A 16475-nucleotide genomic window follows, 5' to 3' on the forward strand; every position below is an offset into this window, starting at 1 on the left:
GGAACCCACGATGAACGCCTCCCTCCCTGACTTCCTGCGCCGCGCGAAGCCGCATCTGCGGGCCACGCTGCTCGTGGCGGTCATCACGCTGGCCGTCGGCGTCGCCTGGGCGCAGACGCGCATCGATCCCAATGGCGTGAACGTCGGCGGCAGCGTGATCGGCGACGACGTGCTCTACAGCATCGGCGGCGGCCGGGCCGTGTCGATGGGGGGTGCCGGCAACATGCAGAGCATCGGCGTGGGGGTCGGCTGGAACAGCAACCTGATCTGCGGCGACATGAGCATCACCACGACCCTGCAGAACCAGCTCAACGGCATCAGCAACGGCTTCCAGACGATCATGAGCAACGTTATCCAGAACGCCACCAGCGCCGTGGCCTCGCTGCCGGCGCTGATCATCCAGCGCGCCGATCCCGGGCTCTACAACCTGCTCACCAACGGCATCCTGCAGGCGCGCCTGGATTTCGACCGCTCGAAGATGACCTGCCGGGCCATCGCCAATCGCATGGCGGACATGGCCGGCGGCCAGGCCGGCTGGGACCAGCTCGCCGAGGGGATGGCGCTGCGGGATGCGGTCAGCAGCACCGATGCCGTCTCCGCCATCGAGCAGGCCGAGTCCAACAAAGGGAACAACGGCGTGCCCTGGGTCGGTGGCAGCAACGCGGGCGGCTCCAGCCAGAGTTCGATCAAGGTGGTCGGCGACGTGACGCGAGCGGGCTACAACCTGCTCAACGGGCGCAGCGCCACCGATACCTCATTGATCGCGCGCAACGCCTGCGGCAACCGCCTGACCTGCCAGACCTGGTCGTCGCCCCAAGCGGCCGCGGCCTTTGCGAACCGCGTGCTGGGCGAGCGTGAGCAGCGCACCTGCGAGAGCTGCACGAAGACCCAGACCACGCCTGGCGTCGGGCTGACACCAATGATCCAGGAAGAGTACGAGACCAAGCTGCAAGTGCTGCAGGAGCTGGTGACGGGCGCCCGGCCGACGACACTGGCCAATCTCGACGCAGCCGGCAGCAGCTCGCTGCCGATCACCCGCGGCGTGATCGAGGCCCTGCGTGACGAACCCGACCATGACCTGCTGGGCAAGCGCCTGGCGTCGGAGGCGGCGCTGTCCAGCGTGCTGGAGAAGGCCCTGCTGCTGCAACGCACGTTGCTGACCGGCAAGAAGGAGCCGAACGTCGCCGCCAACGAGCTGGCCGTGCGGGCGGTCGACCAGGAGAACAGCGCGCTGGAGCAGGAGATCAACAACCTCAAGACTGAGCTGGAGCTGCGCCGCACGCTGGCCGGCAACTCGGCGATGGCGATCATCCAGCGCCACAGCATCCGCGCCGTCGGCTCACGCGGTGTCTTCGAGGGCGACACCACGCGCGATCGGCTGCGGGAAGTCCAGAAACCGCGGAGCGGCACGCCATGAGCCGGCCGACCTGGTTGCGGCTACCGTGGCTGTTCAAACGTCGTATCGGGATCGCGCTGCTGTGGACCTTGCTGGTGGTCGCCGCCGCGGCGGCAGTGAACATCGCTGGCATCCACGTGGTCGGCGGCATCGAGGGCTGGCAGCACTGGCTGCAGGCGCACGCCGGCCACTTCTTCGTGTGGCGGCTGTGCCTCTATGGGGCGACGGCCTATGGCTGGTGGTGGCTGCGTCGGCGCCTGCTGCGGCGGGAGCCGTCCCGCGAGACGCATCAGCGCCTGCTGCGCACGGAGATCGCGGCCGTGATCGCCGTGGTAGCTCTGGAAGCCAGCCAACCGTTGCGGCACGGCTGAGACCGGGAGGCGGGCATGACGCTCTACACCACGGACTACCTGGAGTATTACCTGACCCTGGTGGCCTGGGTGGTCAACAACGGCATCTGGAGCATTCTCGTGGCCAGCGGCGTGTTCGGGCTGCCGTTCGTGGCCATCGTGATCCAGGAATGGCTCAAGGCCCGCAGCGAAGGTGCGGACGAAGGCAACAAGGGCGTGCTGTCGTCGATTCGCATCGAGAGCCGGGTGTGGGTGGCGATCGTGGTCATCCTGTTCGCCGGCATCCCGTTCATCCCAGTGGATCTTGCCACGATCAAGTTCGACACCACGCGCTCCGCGCAATGCCAGGTCAACGTCCCGCTGCCCAACGACACGGGCTGGGCCAACGTCTACACGGCGCTCAACGACCAGAGCGCGCTGGTGCCGGTGTGGTGGTTCTTCATGCATGCCATCTCGAAGGCGGTCACCGGGGCCGCGGTGGCGGCGATTCCCTGCGGCACGGACCTGCGTCAGATCCGCATGGATGTGGATGCCACGCGCATCGACGATCCGGTGCTGGCACAGGAGGTCGCCGACTTCACGCACGACTGCTACGGGCCGTCGCGCGCCAAGCTGTTCATGAACCGGCCGACGCTCTCCGACGAGCAGATGAACGACGTCACCTGGATCGGGTCGAGTTATTTCCTCGACACGCCCGGCTTCTATGACACCTATCGCGCCAAGACCCCACGCACGGCCTGGCCCTACGACGCGACCCGCGATGCGGGTCTGGCACAGGTGGACAGCGGCGGCGGCTATCCATCCTGCCGGCAGTGGTGGGCCGATGGCGGCCAGGGACTGCGCAGCCGGCTGCTGGCACAGGTCGACCCGGACCTGCTGACTCGCATCGGGCGCTGGGTGGGCTTCCTGTCGCAGAGCGAGGTCAATGACTCGGTGATTCGCGCCGTGGTCTCACCGCGGCAGCAGAAGATGAACCAGGGCGCCGTCTACACCGATTACGGCGGTCAGATCGACAGGACGCTGCCGAACATCGTCACGCGCGGCGCGAGCGACCTGGGGCTGACCGTGGGCTCGCTGGGCTTCTTCCCCGCGATGGACGTGGTGCGCCAGGCGCTGCCGATGGTGCTGACCATGCTCAAGATGGCGCTCGTCATCTGCATCCCGCTGGTGCTGCTGATCGGCACCTACGACCTGAAGACGGTGGTGACGGTGAGCTGCGTCCAGTTCGCGCTGTTCTTCGTGGACTTCTGGTTCCAGCTCGCGCGCTGGATCGACAGCACGATCCTGGACGCGCTCTACGGCTGGCATTCGCCGCACAGCAACTTCAACCCGCTGATGGGGTTGAATAACACTTTCGGCGATATGCTGTTGAATTTCGTGATGGCGATGATGTTCATCGTGTTACCGACGTTCTGGGTGATGGCACTCGGATGGGCGGGAGTTCGCGCTGGAAATTTCCTGGGCGGTCTCATCACTGGCACGTCCGATGCAAAGTCGGCTGGAGGTAGCGGCTCTCGTCTTGCGATGACGGCCGTATCGAAAGGTGCAGCGAAGTAAGGAGCACTCTCTCGCTGATGCGGCGGCTACGGCTCGTCGGGATCGCCCATGTCGATCCGCCAGTCATCTTTGTCGTACAGGCCGACGCCCGAGTGTCCGTCTCTAAGTTCCGGCTGCTTCTCGTCATCCGCATCGGCATTTCGCGCGAACCATGTGGCGACCACCGCAAAGGCCAGCAGCAGGACGAGCCAGGATACGGTGTAGAGCAGCATGCCAAGCACGGCCAGCTTGACGATCCAGAGCACCACCGTCGTCGCGCCTGCGGGCACCCCGCGCGTCACCAGCCGGCCGGCGACACGCTGCTCGCGGCGCAGATATCCACGCCAGGCACGGCCAGCCCCCCGGCCCAGCCGGTGGCTCCAGCGCCCGTTGTGCGTGTTGGTGGTCATGTTCATGTGCCTCGGCTTCAGTGGTGCCTCACCTCATGGAGCGGCCGGTTGGGGCTTGCCCTCCAGCATAGACCGCGACCAGGAGGGCGGGTTGCGGCTGGCAGAGCCGGGTCGGCCTGAGTCGCAGGTCGATTAGATTCTGCAATATAAATCAAACCTCGTGCTACTTTCCATGCACGTTCTTGCGATAGATCTAGGAGCTGATTGGATTCCGTGCTATTTTTATAGCATGGATGGAAATTCTCGGCACCAGGTAATCAAGCGACTGCAGGCGGGACTCCCCCGCGGGGCGCCGTTCGACCTTGCCACCCTGAGCCAGTTCGGGGTGTCGTCCCAGCTCGCCGCCCACTATGCCGACGGCGGGTGGCTCGTGCGCTTGGCCCATGGCGTCTATGCCTTCCCGAACGATGAATTCGGGGTCTACGGTGCGCTGAAGTTCCTGCAACAGCGCGTGCCCGGCCTGCACGTCGGCGGCAAGAGCGCCCTGGCCCTGCAGGGTGTGCGGCACAACCTGGGCAGCCGGGAGGCGCTGGTGCTGTGGGGCGACGGTCGCTTTGCGTTGCCGGTCTGGTTCACTTCGCGCTTTCCGGCCCGCTACGTCCACGCCCGCCTGTTCGACTGGCCGGACACGGCGCTGGCCGGCAAGACCCTGACCACGCCGCCTGGCCTGCCCGAGGATCTGCGGGTGGCAGCCCCCGAACGTGCCGTGCTGGAGCTGCTGTACGAAGCCGGCGTCAAGCAGAGCCTCGAAGAGGCCCGCAACCTCTTCGATGGACTGCGTTCCCCCCGCAAGGACTTGCTCGGGCAACTGCTGTCCTGCTGCGCCAGCGTGAAGGCCGTGCGCCTGTTCCTGACCTGGGCGCGCGAGACCAGCCTCGTGGATGTCGATGCCCTGCTGGAGCAGTACCCGGTTCGCACCGGCAGCAACACGCGCTGGATGAGCCGGCTCGATGACGGCACCTTGCTGAGCCTGAGACCTCATGGATAAGACCTACGCGGACACCGTTCGCCTGCTGCTGGCCGTCGCGCCCGACGTGTTCGCCAACGACATCTTCGCCATGAAAGGCGGCACGGCCATCAACCTCTTCGTGCGGGACATGCCGCGCCTTTCGGTGGACATCGACGTGGTGTACCTTCCGTGGCAGACGCCGCGCGACGAAGCGCTGCAAGCCATCAACCAGGAGCTGGCCGCCATCGCCGCGCGCCTTGCACCGCTGGGCGTGCAAACACGCCTGGTTCGCGCCAAGGACCTGGGGGACACCAAGCTGATCGTCGAGAACGATGCCAGCCAGGTGAAGATCGAGGTCAACGTCGTGTTCCGAGGCAGCGTGCTGCCCGTCGAGCGGCGGCCGCTGAGCGCCAAGACCAGCGATCTGTTCGGCATCGAGTTGGACGTGCCGATCCTGGCACCGGACGAGCTGTACGCCGGCAAGCTGGTGGCCGCGCTGGACCGGCAGCATCCGCGCGACCTGTTCGACGTGTGGCAGCTCTTTGAGTCGGGCGACATCAGCGATGGCATGGTCGAGTGCTTCGTGATCTATCTGGCGGGCCACAACCGGCCGCCCCACGAAGTGTTGTTCGGCAACGACAAGGACATCGCCGGCGAGTACGAACGGGCCTTTGTCGGTATGGCCGAAGTGGACTGCCCCTTGGACACGCTGCTGGAGGCTCGCGCGCAGTTGCGACGCGAGTTGCAGCAACGGCTGACGAAGGCGCACAGGCGGTTCCTGAGCGGCCTGGTACGCGCAGAACCGGACTGGTCGCTGGTGCAATGCCAGCACGCCGCGCAACTGCCGGCACTGCGCTGGAAGCTCAACAACCTGGAGACCTTTCGCAAGAAGCGCCCCAAGGACTTCGCCGCGCAAGCCGCTGCGCTCGATGCCGGCCTGGGCCAGATCTGACGCGGCGACAGAAGTATTCCCCGCTTGTCGGGCCTGCCCCATGCCGCATTCATCGTGGCATCCGCGAAGCAGCGGCCCTATACCCAAAGGCTTCCGACAAAGGCCAAAGGGCTGGGAAGGGGCAAGGGAACGGGGCCAAGGGGAAAGGCCCTACCCGAAAAGGCCAAAGGCGCCCCAGATCAGCCCGTCATCCGGGGGGGGGCGTCATGCTCTCGCTGTTCCAGCGCAAACGGGTGCCACCCACCGCCGGCACACCGCCCACATCCGCCATCGAAACTCCGAAAGGGTCGATGCGGCCCGAGTCGGCCGCATCGCTGCTGGCGACGCCGCGTCGGCAGAAACTGCTGGAACACATCTGGCAGCGCACATCGCTCTCGCGCCGACAGTTCGCCACGCTCTACCTCGCCCCACTGGAGCGCTACGCCGAGCTGGTCCAGCAGTTTCCGGCCTCCGAGAGCCACCACCACGCCTATCCGGGCGGCATGCTGGACCACGGCCTGGAGATCGTCGCCTATGCGCTGAAATTGCGGCAGTCATACCTGCTGCCTGCGGGCGTCACGCCGGAGGCACAGGCGGCCCAGGCCGAAGCCTGGACCGCAGGCACGGCCTACGCGGCCCTGCTGCACGACATCGGCAAGATCGCGGTCGATCTGCACGTCGAGCATGCCGACGGCAGTGCCTGGCATCCCTGGCACGGCCCACTGCGAAAGCCCTATCGCTTCCGTTACCGAAAGGAGCGTGAGTACCGCCTGCACAGCGCCGCCACCGGGCTGCTCTACGCGCGCCTTCTCGATCGAGACATCTTCGACTGGCTCAGCGGCTATTCCGACCTCTGGGCCGCGCTGCTGTACGTACTGGCCGGCCAGTACGAGCACGCCGGCACGCTCGGCGAGCTGGTCGTGCAGGCCGACCAGGCATCGGTCGCCCAAGAACTCGGCGGCGATCCCAGCAAGGCGCTGGCGGCGCCCAAGCATGCGCTGCAACGCAAATTGCTCGACGGCTTGCGCTACCTGCTCAAGGAGGAGTTCAAGTTGAACCAGGCCGGCCCGGCGGACGGTTGGCTGACCCAAGACGCCTTGTGGCTGGTGAGCAAGACCGTCTCCGACAAGCTGCGCGCATATCTGCTGTCGCAGGGCATCGACGGCATCCCGGCGAGCAATACGGCGGTGTTCAACGTGCTGCAGGATCACGGCGTCGTGCAACCGACGCCGGATGGCAAGGCGATCTGGAAGGCTACCGTCACCAGCGACGCCGGCTGGTCGCACGCCTTCACCTTCCTGAAACTCTCGCCGGCGATGATCTGGGATGCCGCCGACCGGCCGGCGCCGTTCGCAGGCCGTGTGCAGGTCGAAGAGGAACAGGCGGAGCCGCAGGCGCCGGGGGTGGCCGATGGGCCGCGCGTGGAAGGCACCGAAGCTGCACCCGCGAGCGCGGCGCCGATCCCATCCGCAGCCATGGACACCGGCGTGGCCGCGCTGCTCGACCTGCTGGGCGACGCCGCTCCACCCACGGAACCGGAGATCCCGAGCTCCACTGTTGCCGAGCCCGAGCCGGCCCCTTCGACCGTGCCCCCGCCGCAGATGAGCCTCGCGCCTTCCAAGGATCGCACGGAGCCCTCCGGGGCGCACTTCATGGCTTGGCTGCGTCAGAGCATCCAGACGCGCAAGCTCATCATCAACGACGCCAGGGCCCTGGTGCATACCGTCGCCGGTACGAGCTACCTCGTCAGCCCCGGCGTGTTCCAGCGCTACGCGCAGGAGTACCTTCAAGTCGTCGCGCTGGCCAAGCAGGAGAAGCTGGAGGGGTGGCAGTGGGTACAGAAGCGCTTCGAGAAGCTGGGACAGCACCGCAAGCAGCCGAGCGGGCTGAACATCTGGACCTGCGAAGTCACGGGGCCGCGCAAGTCGCGCCGGCTGCACGGCTACCTGCTCGTCAGCCCGGATGCGCTGTTCCAGGAGACGCCGCCAGACAACCCATACCTGCGGCTCCTGCATGAGGACTTCTTACCAAGCGCGAACCCTCTGTAAAACCTGCCCCCTATCCAAGCCGGGAATTAGCAATCTAGGTTGAGCAGGTCGTGAGCTGCATTAAGCGCATGCTGAGCGGCATCGCCCCCATTCAGCAACCGGTCACGGTTAAGCCCGCCTCCACGAACCCATGCTGTGGGTAGGTGCCCGTTTTTGGCTTGTCTTATGAAAAAAGGTGAGCGTCCAGCCGTCCCATCGTTACTCAGGTTGAGACGCCGAGGAGCAACAGCTCCTCGATCCGGCTGGTGGGCAGATTGGCAGTTTTTCCCGGGGTGTCCTTGAGCCAGGCGCCGGACTCGAGCCCGTTCAGTCTGGTGGTGGCCAGCAAGGCTCTGGATGGCGGCGGCGCGGTAGCTGCAGCCGGTCGTGTAGGGCCTGCAGTTTGGGCAGGGATTTCTGTTCACGCAGTAGCTGCCGGACGGCCGCGTCGAGTGCGCGGGCGCGCCAATCGAGGGCATAGAGATCGGCGATGCGCCGCAAGGCCTCGGCTGTCACTGGGCTCCAGGTCGTTGCTGCGGTAGGCCCAGAGTAGGCCCAGAGATAGGGGCGTTTGGTTTTCCCCTCGCCGGGATCGAGTTGCTGCAGAGGGTGTTTCATCGGCATGCAGCACCTGGCGTTGGAGCAATAAGGCGCGCAGCCGATCCACCAGGGGCTGCAAGGCCACGCCACTGCCGGCGGAACCGGCGCGGCGCTGATGCTTTCGCACGGGCGGCAGGCTTATTGCGGGCGACTGTGCCGGTGGACGAAGGACCTGGCCAGGATCAGGTCGAGCTGCTCGCTGATGTCTTCGCCGATCTTGACCAGCGCGGCGCTGCATTCGGCGGCATGGAACTAGCGAAAACGGCCTTGATGCAGACGGCGCTGACCCAACCACACACCGGTGCCGTCCTACTGCAACAGCTTGAGCCGCGAGCCGTGCCGATTGCGAAAGGCATAGGTCGTGCCATCGCAGGGTGGTCGCCCGAGGGCCTGCTGAAGGTGCACCAAAGCCCGTCGATCCCCAAGCGCATGTTGATCGGTCGGCCACCAGCCAAACCTGGGCCGGCATTCGCGTCAGGCCATCCCCCGCAGCAATCCGGCCAACCAGCTTGCATCGACGTCCGCCGGCAACGCCAACCGCCAGCCACTGGCATGCCTGCAGCAGCCACACCCCTGCCGCTGCCACGGGCACCAGGGTAAGCGGCGTGGCCGCCCGCTTGCTGCGCCTGATCCAGTAGGCCAGTGCCTCGGGTTTGAGCGCATGCTACTGGCAATAAGCAACTGCGTCAGCCCGCTGTCCTGCCAGGCCTGAACATGCCGAGCCCAGGACTCGCGGCGCGCGTGCATCGTTTCCATATAAATCCCCTACTGGAAAAGCACAGGATGCAGGGCGGGGTGTTCGAGCAAAAGGGGGGGGGGCGCTTACTGTCGATACGCGGCGGCAGCCGCAAGACCGTCGCCGCGAGCAGCCTGTCCAGCACGCTCGAATACATGGATGAAAAGCGCATGCAGGCTGATACCGGTAGTTTGCGAAACGGCGCGGAGGATCAGCGTGGAGCTGGGCAGCAGCCAGGGTAGTTGGCTGCATGCCGAGAAGATCGGTGGCTTTTGCTGCCTGGTGGGTTCCGCGCGTTCGAGATTCGGGTTAATGAGATGGTCATCCCCACCCTCCGAGGGCACACTTTCGCAGGGTGTTTTATTTCGGAGGCCATCATCACGAGCGCAGTTGCACTGGTAGGGATTGATCCGGGCAAGCAAAGCTTTCATCTACACGGAAAAGACGGTTCTGGCCGGAAGATCTTTCGCACGAAAGCGACACGCCAGCAAATGATGCGATTGCTTGGCATCCTGCCGGCTTGCACGGTGGTGATGGAAGCCTGCGCCGGAGCGCACTTTATGGCGCGCCAACTGACGGCGCTCGGGCATCAAGTGAAATTGATCTCGCCGCAGTTCGTGCGTCCTTTCGTCAAGGGCAACAAGGGGAGCCCGCAGAATTCGGAAAAAATCGTACGCTAAGGTTTTCCAGGCAACCGTAGCGGCCTGAACTTCCCGTCTTCCAGCCTGCGGCTCTGCCGCCAGCCGTAATCGCAGGTCAGGTTGATGTGCTCCCAGCCCAGCGGCGACAGGTATTGCAGCAGCTCGCCGTCCACCGGCTTGCCGGCTTCGACCAGTCCCTGGGTGGCGCGCTCCAGGTACACCGTGTTCCACAGCACGATGGCGGCCGTCACCAGGTTGAGGCCGCTGGCCCGGTAGCGCTGCTGCTCGAAGCTCCGATCCCTGATTTCCCCAAGGCGGTTGAAGAACACCGCCCTAGCCAGCAAGTTGCGAGCCTCACCTTTGTTCAGGCCGGCATGCACGCGGCGGCGCAGCTCAACACTTTGCAACCAGTCCAGGGTGAACAGCGTGCGTTCGATCCGGCCCAGTTCGCGCAGGGCGACGGCCAGGCCATTCTGGCGCGGATAGCTGCCGAGCTTGCGCAGCATCAGCGAGGCGGTGACGGTGCCCTGCTTGATCGAGCTGGCCAGGCGCAGGATGTCATCCCAATGGGCACGGACGTGCTTGATGTTCAGGGTGCCTCCTATCAGCGGGCGCCGCGCCGGGTAGGCATGCACGCCCTGCGGCACATACAGTTTGGTTTCGCCGAGGTCGCGGATGCGTGGTGCGAAGCGGAAGCCCAGCAGGTGCATTAGGGCGAAGACGTGATGGGTGAAGCCGGCCGTGTCGGTGTAGTGCTCCTCGATCCGCAAGTCGGACTCGTGGTACAGCAGGCCATCGAGCACGTAGGTGGAATCGCGCACGCCGACATTCACCACGCGGGTGCTGAATGGCGCGTACTGGTCGGAGATGTGGGTGTAGAACAGCCGGCCCGGCTCGCTGCCGTACTTCGGGTTGACGTGCCGGGTGCTTTCGCCCCGGCCGCCCGCCCGGAAGCGCTGGCCATCGGACGAAGAGGTCGTGCCGTCGCCCCAGTGAGCGGCGAAGGTATGACGGAACTGGTGGTTGACCAGCTCGGCCAGGGCCGCCCAGTAGGTTTCGTCTCGGATGTGCCAGGCTTGCAGCCAGGACAGCTTGGCGTAGGTCAGGCCGGGGCTCGACTCGGCCATCTTGGTCAGCCCGAGGTTGATTGCATCACCGAGGATCGCGGACAGCAGCAACGTCCGGTCTTTGGCCTCGGCCCCGTCCTTCAAGTGGGTAAAGTGGCGGCTGAAGCCCGTCCAGTCGTCAACGTCCATCAGCAGTTCGGTGATCTTGATGCGCGGCAGTAACTGGCTGGTCTGGTCGATCAGCGCCTGCGCACGATCTGGCACCGCTGAATCCAGCGGGGTGATCTTCAGCCCGGACTCGGTGAGGATGGCCTCGGGCATCTCGTTGTCCTTGGCCAGGCGGATGACGGTGGCCAACTGCTCGTCCAGCAGCTGCAATCGCTCTTCCAGATACTGGTCGCTGTTGGGATTGATCGTCAGGGGCAGGGCCTGTTCCCGCTTGAGCGTGGCGAACTTCTCTGCCGGCAGCAGGAAGTCGTCGAAGTCACGGAACTGCCGCGAGCCCTTGACCCAGATGTCGCCGGAGCGCAGGGCGTTCTTCAGCTCGGAAAGCGCGCAGATTTCATAGAAGCGCCGGTCGTTGCCTTCCAGGGTGATCACCAGCGGCTTCCAGCGGGGCTTGATGAAGGCCGTTGGTGCATCGGCCGCCACCTTGCGCAGGCTGTCGGCGTTCATCTCGCGCAGGGTCTGCACGGCTGCCAGCACGCCTTGCGCAGCCGGCGCAGCGCGCAGTTCCAGCACCTCCAGCAAGGCCGGCGTGTAACGGCGCAGAGTGGCGAAGTTCTCGCCGACCAGGTGCAGATGGTCAAAGCCTTCCGGCCGGGCAAGCAGCTCGGCCTCGCTGACGCTCTCGGTGAACTCGTCCCAAGGTATCACCGCTTCGATGGCTGCATAGGGGTCGCTGCCGCTTTCCTTGGCCTCCAGCAGCGCCTGGCCGATCTTCGAATACAGGCGCACCTTGTCGTTGATCGCCTTGCCCTGTTTCTGGAACTGCTGCTGATGCTTGTGCTTCGCGCTGCTGAACAGCTTGACCAGGATACGGTCGTGCAGATCGACCAACTCATCAATCACAGTCGCGGTGCTCTCCAGCACCACCGCGGCCAGGGTCGCGTAGCGTCGCTGAGGCTCGAACTTGCCGAGGTCCTTGGGTGTCATCTGCCCACCCTCGCGGGCCAGCTTGAGCAGGCGGTTCTGATGGATGTGCCGGCCCAGGCCTTCGGGCAAGTCCACCAGCTGAAATGTCTTCAGCCGCTCGATGTGTTCAAGCATGTGCCGGGAGTTGGGTTTCAGCGGTGCCTGTCGCAGCCAGGTCAACCAGGTGATGCTGCTGCCGGCCTTGAGCGTCAACAGCTCGTCCAGCTTGGCCCGATGCGAGTCCGTAAGTGGATCGACCAGGGCGCGGTAGACCCGCCGATTGGCCCGCGCAATGGCCTCCGAGCAAGCCCGGTCGATCACGCTCAACGCCGGCAGGATGCGTCGCCTCTGCCGCAGGCTCTCCAGCGCCTGACCGGCCAGCAGCAAGCCCTTGTCGGTCTGCTGGGCCAGTTCGGTCAGCTCGCGCACCAGGGCGCGGAAGTCGGACAGGCCGAACGGGGCCAGTTGCAGGTAGGTGCGCAGTTCCTGGGCGTGCTCGCGACGGGTCACGTCGCGCTCGCCGTACTTCTCCCAACTCGCCGGATCGGTCTGGACTTGCTTGGCCACCCACAGGATCACCGGCTCGGGCCGCTCGCTGTCGGTGCCCAACGCATAGCCGGGGAAGCGCAGCAGGCAGAGTTGCACCGCAAAGCCCAGACGGTTGGCGTCGCCGCGCCGCTGGCGGATCAGCGACAGGTCGGAATCGTAGAAGGTGTAGTAGCGGATCAGGTCATCCTGGCTTTCCGGCAGCGCGAGCAGGGTGTCCCGCTCCGTGGCCGAGAGGATCAAGCGACGCGGCATGTATCAGTCGTCCGTGCGGAGGTACTGGTAGAGGGTTTCCCGGCTGATGTTGAATTCACGGGCGAGCTGCGCCTTGGGCTCGCCGGCCGTCGCTCGCTGCCGCAGGGTAGCAGCCTGCTCATCGGACAGGGCTTTCTTGCGGCCTCGGTACGCGCCGCGCTGCTTGGCCAAGGCGATGCCCTCGCGCTGCCGCTCACGGATCAAGGCGCGCTCGAACTCAGCGAAGGCCCCCATCACAGATAGCATCAGGTTGGCCATCGGGGAGTCCTCGCCCGTGAACACCAAGCCCTCCTTCAGGAACTCGATGCGCACGCCGCGCTGGGTCAGCTTCTGCACCAGGCGGCGCAGGTCATCGAGGTTGCGCGCCAGACGATCCATGCTATGCACCACCACGGTGTCGCCCTCACGGACGAAGCTCAGCAACGCCTCCAGTTGCGGGCGCTGAGTATCCTTGCCCGAGGCCTTGTCGGTGAACAGCTTGCTCACCTGGGTCTGTTCCAGTTGGCGTTCCGGGTTCTGGTCGTAACTGCTGAATTTGTCAGGCTGAAATCTATGACTTTGGCAAGCAGAGGTCAAAAAATTAATGATGGACTCTATCTGACGGCGTAGCGCTGGGCTGCCTGACATCCGGTTAGGGTATAGCCCAACCTGACGGCCTTTAGGTCTTGTATTTGATTTGAGTACTAATATTTCCCCCGGCCATATGGCGAGAAGCCTTGAGGGGGAGCCTGACTCAAGATTTCAAATGAACCAGCCGATACAATGAAGGCACATTGAAATATCTAATAATGAGGTGACACGATGAGTGGTTGGCTAGCCCGTTTCTCAATAAAAACCCGTCTCATCGGCTTGCTCGTGCTTCTAGCATCTATGGCTGTCGGCTTGCCAATGGCTGGTCTTAATGGAATGCGCACCAGCAATGCAGTGATTGATCGGCTGTACAACAACATGTTGCTACCGATCGACAAGCTTGGCGACATCAATAACCACATGCACAACGCGCGTGCTCAGCTTTTGCTTGCCCTTCAGCATGAGCCCGGAAGTGCCTTCGAGAAGGCGCATGATCATCCATCGAGTATGCATTTCGATAGAGTGGATAAAAGCGTAAGCATCATCCGTGAGCGCCTTTCTGACTACCAGCGTATACCAATGAGCAAAGAACAGCAGCGCCTTAGCACTGAGCTGCAGAACAAATTGTCTGATTACTTGGATAATGGTGTTCTGCCGACGCTCAATGCGATGCGCCAAGGCGACTATGCGGGAGGGAACCAAATCCTGCTAACCCGCCTTGATCCTGCTTTTATGACTACCTATGCCAGCTTGCGCACTCTTATTGAGTCGGAGGCGTCGGCAGCTGAATTAAGCTTTCAAAACGCGGATAAGCAATTCGAGCGTCTTGTGGCGATGATAGGACTGGCGCTGGTAGTGGCCCTGTCTCTGGTCACAGTCACGGCTCTGGCCACTGTGCCAAGTATCACCAAAGGCGTTCGGGAGCTTCAAGTCGGCGGTCAGCAGCTCGCTGATGGCAATTTGGGCTATCGAGTTACCTATCAGGGGCGTGATGAGCTGGGCGAAATATCTAGCGCATTCAATGAAATGGCTTCGCGTTTTCACCACACCTTTCAAGAGTTGGCAGGTGCCGTGGAGCAACTGGCAGCTGCAGCTGAGCAGACGGCCCAGGCAAGTAGTCAAACCAGTGACGGTATCCGCCGCCAGCAACTGGAGACAGACCTGATAGCTACTGCGATGAACGAAATGTCCGCTACTGTTCAGGACGTAGCGGGGAACGCTGCCAGTGCGGCACGGGCGGCACAGGAGGCCGATCAGCAGTCTGAAAGCGGCATGCGCGTGGTTCATCAAACAATCGCTTCTATTGACAGCCTCGCCAGTGAAGTTGAACACGCTGCCACTGTGATTCATGAGCTTGAGGCAGACAGTGCTGGTATTAGCTCTGTAGTGGATGTCATTCGAAGCATTACCGAACAAACCAACCTGCTTGCCCTTAACGCGGCTATTGAAGCTGCACATGCTGGTGAGCACGGACGAGGCTTTGCTGTTGTCGCGGATGAGGTGCGCTCGCTTGCTTCGCGCACGCAACAGTCAGCCAACGAAATTCAGGCCATGATTGAAAAGCTGCAGAGCGGCGCAAATCGTGCTGTTGCTGTCATGGAAAGCAGTTGCAGCAAAGCACAAGCTGGTAAGCAGCAGGTTGCCAGTGCAGGCCATATGCTGGAGCAAATCAGTAATGCTGTGGCGACCATTAATGACATGAATGCCATGATTGCTTCTGCAGCTGAGGAGCAAAGCTCTGTCGCGGAGGAGATCAGCCGTAACGTTACCAACGTAAGCCAGATTGCCGAAAAAACTAGCGAAGCCTCACGTCAGAATGTTGCCACCAGTACGCAATTGGCTTCTCTGGCAAGCCAACTTCAGCGTCTGATGCACATGTTCCGTCTTTAGGGAAACTCTGAAAAGCCCCAGCTTCGCGGAATTGATGCGCTGTAACCCGCTCGGCTGCTGGGCTCTTTTTCCCGAGAAAGGACTTCCTCAGGCCATCCTGAGGAGGGTGTTTTTAACTTTGTGTAAACGGTCATTTGGCAGGAGACTGCCAGCCTCAAGGAGTACCCATGACCGTAGTAAAACGCACCAAGCGAGCGAAGCCCGACCCTGAACTCGTTAAGCTCGCCGACAGCCTGCTGGTCAATTACAAGAAACCGGAAGATTTGATTGGCGAAAACGGCCTGCTCAAGCCAGCTCACCAAGATGCTGGTCGAGCGTGCGCTGGAAGCCGAGATGACCGAGCACCTGGGCATGGCAAGAGTGGATCGATCTTCAACGCCGGCGGTAATGCCCGTAACGGTCACAGCGACAAAACCCTCAAGGGCGATTTCGGCGAACTGCCGCTGGCCATCCCTCGTGACCGCCAGGCGCTGTTCGAGCCGCAGCTGGTGGCCAAGCAGCAAACCCGCTGGACGGGCTTCGACGACAAGATCATCTCGCTGTACGCCCGCGGCCTGAGCGTACGAGAGATCCAGGGGCACCTGGAGGAGATGTACGGCACCGAGGTCTCCCCAACCCTCATCTCGACCGTCACGGACGCGGTAAGCGACGAGGTGAAGCTCTGGCAGGGCCGTCCACTCGATCCGCTGTACCCGATCCTTTATCTGGACTGCATCCACGTCAAAGTGCGCGATGCCGGCGCGGTGCGGACCAAGGCGGTGTACCTGGCTATCGGGGTCAATATGGACGGGCACAAGGAAGTGCTGGGGCTGTGGATCGCCCAAACCGAGGGTGCCAAGTTCTGGTTGCAGGTAGTCACCGAGCTGAAGAACCGTGGCGTGCAGGACATTTTTATCGCCTGCGTGGACGGCCTCAAGGGCTTCCCCGAGGCGATCGAAACGGTCTATCCGAAAGCCTGCGTGCAGTTGTGTATCGTGCACATGGTGCGCAACAGCCTGAACTTCGTGTCCTGGAAAGCGCGCAAGGAAGTGGCCGCCGATCTGAAGCTGGTCTACACCTCGGCGACGGTCGAACTGGCCGAGCAACGGCTGACGGAGTTTGAAGAAAAGTGGGGTGGTCAGTACCAGTCAATCGGCCTGTCCTGGCGGCGTAACTGGGCACGGGTTATCCCGTTCTTCGACCATCCGGCCGAGATCCGCAAGGTGATCTACACCACCAACGCCATCGAATCGATCAACATGAGTTTGCGCAAGGTGATCAAGACCCGGGCCTCGTTCCCAACTGACGAGGCCGTGAGCAAGCTGTTTTATCTGGCGCTGAACAACATCAGCAAGAAGTGGACGATGCCGATACGGGACTGGAAAGCGGCTCTGAATCGCTTCAGTATCCAGTTCGAAGATCGATTGATGCAGGATTAATAGAAATCCCGTTTACACA

The 16475-nt window shown here is 63.2% G+C and carries 13 protein-coding genes and 3 pseudogenes; 11 read left to right on the forward strand and 5 right to left on the reverse strand.

Annotated elements, in window-relative coordinates; all coding sequences use genetic code 11:
- The first annotated feature begins 10 nt into the window (after positions 1-10).
- The 3 genes from CXK91_RS06515 to CXK91_RS06525 are packed head-to-tail and all read left to right on the forward strand — an operon-like array spanning position 11 to position 3303.
- Positions 11-1417 (forward strand): integrating conjugative element protein, encoded by a 1407-nt coding sequence (locus CXK91_RS06515; RefSeq protein ID WP_064481785.1) that lies wholly within the window; start codon positions 11-13, stop codon positions 1415-1417.
- Positions 1414-1767, forward strand: a complete 354-nt coding sequence (locus CXK91_RS06520) for a hypothetical protein (protein ID WP_064481786.1) — start codon at positions 1414-1416, stop codon at positions 1765-1767. The genes CXK91_RS06515 and CXK91_RS06520 overlap by 4 nt, the downstream gene beginning before the upstream one ends.
- Positions 1768-1782: 15 nt before the next feature.
- Positions 1783-3303, forward strand: a complete 1521-nt coding sequence (locus CXK91_RS06525) for a conjugal transfer protein TraG N-terminal domain-containing protein (RefSeq protein WP_064481787.1) — start codon at positions 1783-1785, stop codon at positions 3301-3303.
- Positions 3304-3329: 26 nt separating this feature from the next.
- Here CXK91_RS06525 and CXK91_RS06530 read toward each other — a convergent pair whose 3' ends face one another.
- Positions 3330-3698 carry a DUF3742 family protein gene (locus CXK91_RS06530; RefSeq protein WP_064481788.1) on the reverse strand — a complete coding sequence of 123 codons (369 nt, stop codon included), beginning with the start codon at positions 3696-3698 and terminating at the stop codon, positions 3330-3332.
- 223 nt (positions 3699-3921) lie between these two features.
- Between CXK91_RS06530 and CXK91_RS06535 the strand changes: the two genes are divergently transcribed.
- The 3 genes from CXK91_RS06535 (at position 3922) to mobH (ending at position 7620) form a co-directional block, all read left to right on the forward strand.
- Complete coding sequence (locus tag CXK91_RS06535; RefSeq protein WP_064481789.1) at positions 3922-4680, forward strand: type IV toxin-antitoxin system AbiEi family antitoxin domain-containing protein; 759 nt, start codon at positions 3922-3924, stop codon at positions 4678-4680.
- Positions 4673-5593, forward strand: a complete 921-nt coding sequence (locus CXK91_RS06540) for a nucleotidyl transferase AbiEii/AbiGii toxin family protein (RefSeq protein ID WP_014819614.1) — start codon at positions 4673-4675, stop codon at positions 5591-5593. Before CXK91_RS06535 ends, CXK91_RS06540 begins: the two co-directional genes overlap by 8 nt.
- Before the next feature lie 206 nt (positions 5594-5799).
- Positions 5800-7620: a MobH family relaxase gene (mobH, locus tag CXK91_RS06545; RefSeq protein ID WP_064481790.1), complete on the forward strand. Its 1821-nt coding sequence runs from the start codon at positions 5800-5802 to the stop codon at positions 7618-7620.
- A 400-nt stretch (positions 7621-8020) separates the two neighbouring features.
- On the opposite strand, the gene CXK91_RS22680 is transcribed toward mobH, so the two are convergent.
- Positions 8021-8326, reverse strand: coding sequence for an IS66 family transposase (locus tag CXK91_RS22680; RefSeq protein WP_162830792.1), 306 nt, complete (start codon positions 8324-8326; stop codon positions 8021-8023).
- 14 nt (positions 8327-8340) lie between these two features.
- Positions 8341-8418, reverse strand: a pseudogene (locus CXK91_RS23040) (hypothetical protein); the annotation flags it as partial.
- On the opposite strand from CXK91_RS23040, the gene CXK91_RS22685 reads away from it, so the two are divergent.
- The 3 genes and pseudogenes from CXK91_RS22685 to CXK91_RS06570 form a co-directional block, all read left to right on the forward strand.
- On the forward strand, positions 8392-8799 hold the full coding sequence (locus tag CXK91_RS22685; RefSeq protein ID WP_260990095.1) for a hypothetical protein: 408 nt from the start codon (positions 8392-8394) through the stop codon (positions 8797-8799). The pseudogene CXK91_RS23040 and the gene CXK91_RS22685 overlap by 27 nt on opposite strands.
- A 114-nt stretch (positions 8800-8913) precedes the next feature.
- Positions 8914-9177 carry a hypothetical protein gene (locus CXK91_RS06565; RefSeq protein ID WP_181003919.1) on the forward strand — a complete coding sequence of 88 codons (264 nt, stop codon included), beginning with the start codon at positions 8914-8916 and terminating at the stop codon, positions 9175-9177.
- Between the two features lie 135 nt (positions 9178-9312).
- A pseudogene (locus CXK91_RS06570) lies at positions 9313-9606 on the forward strand (IS110 family transposase); the annotation flags it as partial.
- Positions 9607-9611: 5 nt separating this feature from the next.
- Here the strand turns inward: CXK91_RS06570 and CXK91_RS06575 are convergent.
- Together CXK91_RS06575 and CXK91_RS06580 are read right to left on the reverse strand one after the other, a co-directional pair.
- The gene (locus tag CXK91_RS06575) at positions 9612-12578 is read right to left on the reverse strand and encodes a Tn3 family transposase (RefSeq protein ID WP_064481791.1); all 2967 of its coding nucleotides are present in this window, start codon (positions 12576-12578) and stop codon (positions 9612-9614) included.
- 3 nt (positions 12579-12581) lie between these two features.
- The gene (locus CXK91_RS06580) at positions 12582-13154 is read right to left on the reverse strand and encodes a recombinase family protein (RefSeq protein WP_051497089.1); all 573 of its coding nucleotides are present in this window, start codon (positions 13152-13154) and stop codon (positions 12582-12584) included.
- A 225-nt stretch (positions 13155-13379) separates the two neighbouring features.
- Here CXK91_RS06580 and CXK91_RS06585 point away from each other — a divergent pair, with 225 nt between their 5' ends.
- Together CXK91_RS06585 and CXK91_RS06590 are read left to right on the forward strand one after the other, a co-directional pair.
- Positions 13380-15038 carry a HAMP domain-containing methyl-accepting chemotaxis protein gene (locus tag CXK91_RS06585; protein WP_011078029.1) on the forward strand — a complete coding sequence of 553 codons (1659 nt, stop codon included), beginning with the start codon at positions 13380-13382 and terminating at the stop codon, positions 15036-15038.
- Positions 15039-15205: 167 nt separating this feature from the next.
- Positions 15206-16456: pseudogene (locus CXK91_RS06590) on the forward strand (IS256 family transposase).
- Positions 16457-16475: the final 19 nt, after the last annotated feature.

The sequence above is a fragment of the Stutzerimonas stutzeri genome, from assembly GCF_002909485.1.
GTDB classification, from domain to species: Bacteria; Pseudomonadota; Gammaproteobacteria; order Pseudomonadales; family Pseudomonadaceae; genus Stutzerimonas; species Stutzerimonas stutzeri_AH.

What these genes read in the sequence shown, in the direction of transcription:
- CXK91_RS06515 (WP_064481785.1), top strand. Translation starts at nt 11, where the DNA reads ATGAACGCCTCCCTCCCTGACTTCCTGCGCCGCGCGAAGCCGCATCTG.
- CXK91_RS06520 (WP_064481786.1), top strand. Translation starts at nt 1,414, where the DNA reads ATGAGCCGGCCGACCTGGTTGCGGCTACCGTGGCTGTTCAAACGTCGT.
- CXK91_RS06525 (WP_064481787.1), top strand. Translation starts at nt 1,783, where the DNA reads ATGACGCTCTACACCACGGACTACCTGGAGTATTACCTGACCCTGGTG.
- CXK91_RS06530 (WP_064481788.1), bottom strand. Translation starts at nt 3,698, where the DNA reads ATGAACATGACCACCAACACGCACAACGGGCGCTGGAGCCACCGGCTG.
- CXK91_RS06535 (WP_064481789.1), top strand. Translation starts at nt 3,922, where the DNA reads ATGGATGGAAATTCTCGGCACCAGGTAATCAAGCGACTGCAGGCGGGA.
- CXK91_RS06540 (WP_014819614.1), top strand. Translation starts at nt 4,673, where the DNA reads ATGGATAAGACCTACGCGGACACCGTTCGCCTGCTGCTGGCCGTCGCG.
- mobH (WP_064481790.1), top strand. Translation starts at nt 5,800, where the DNA reads ATGCTCTCGCTGTTCCAGCGCAAACGGGTGCCACCCACCGCCGGCACA.
- CXK91_RS06565 (WP_181003919.1), top strand. Translation starts at nt 8,914, where the DNA reads ATGCCGAGCCCAGGACTCGCGGCGCGCGTGCATCGTTTCCATATAAAT.
- CXK91_RS06575 (WP_064481791.1), bottom strand. Translation starts at nt 12,578, where the DNA reads ATGCCGCGTCGCTTGATCCTCTCGGCCACGGAGCGGGACACCCTGCTC.
- CXK91_RS06585 (WP_011078029.1), top strand. Translation starts at nt 13,380, where the DNA reads ATGAGTGGTTGGCTAGCCCGTTTCTCAATAAAAACCCGTCTCATCGGC.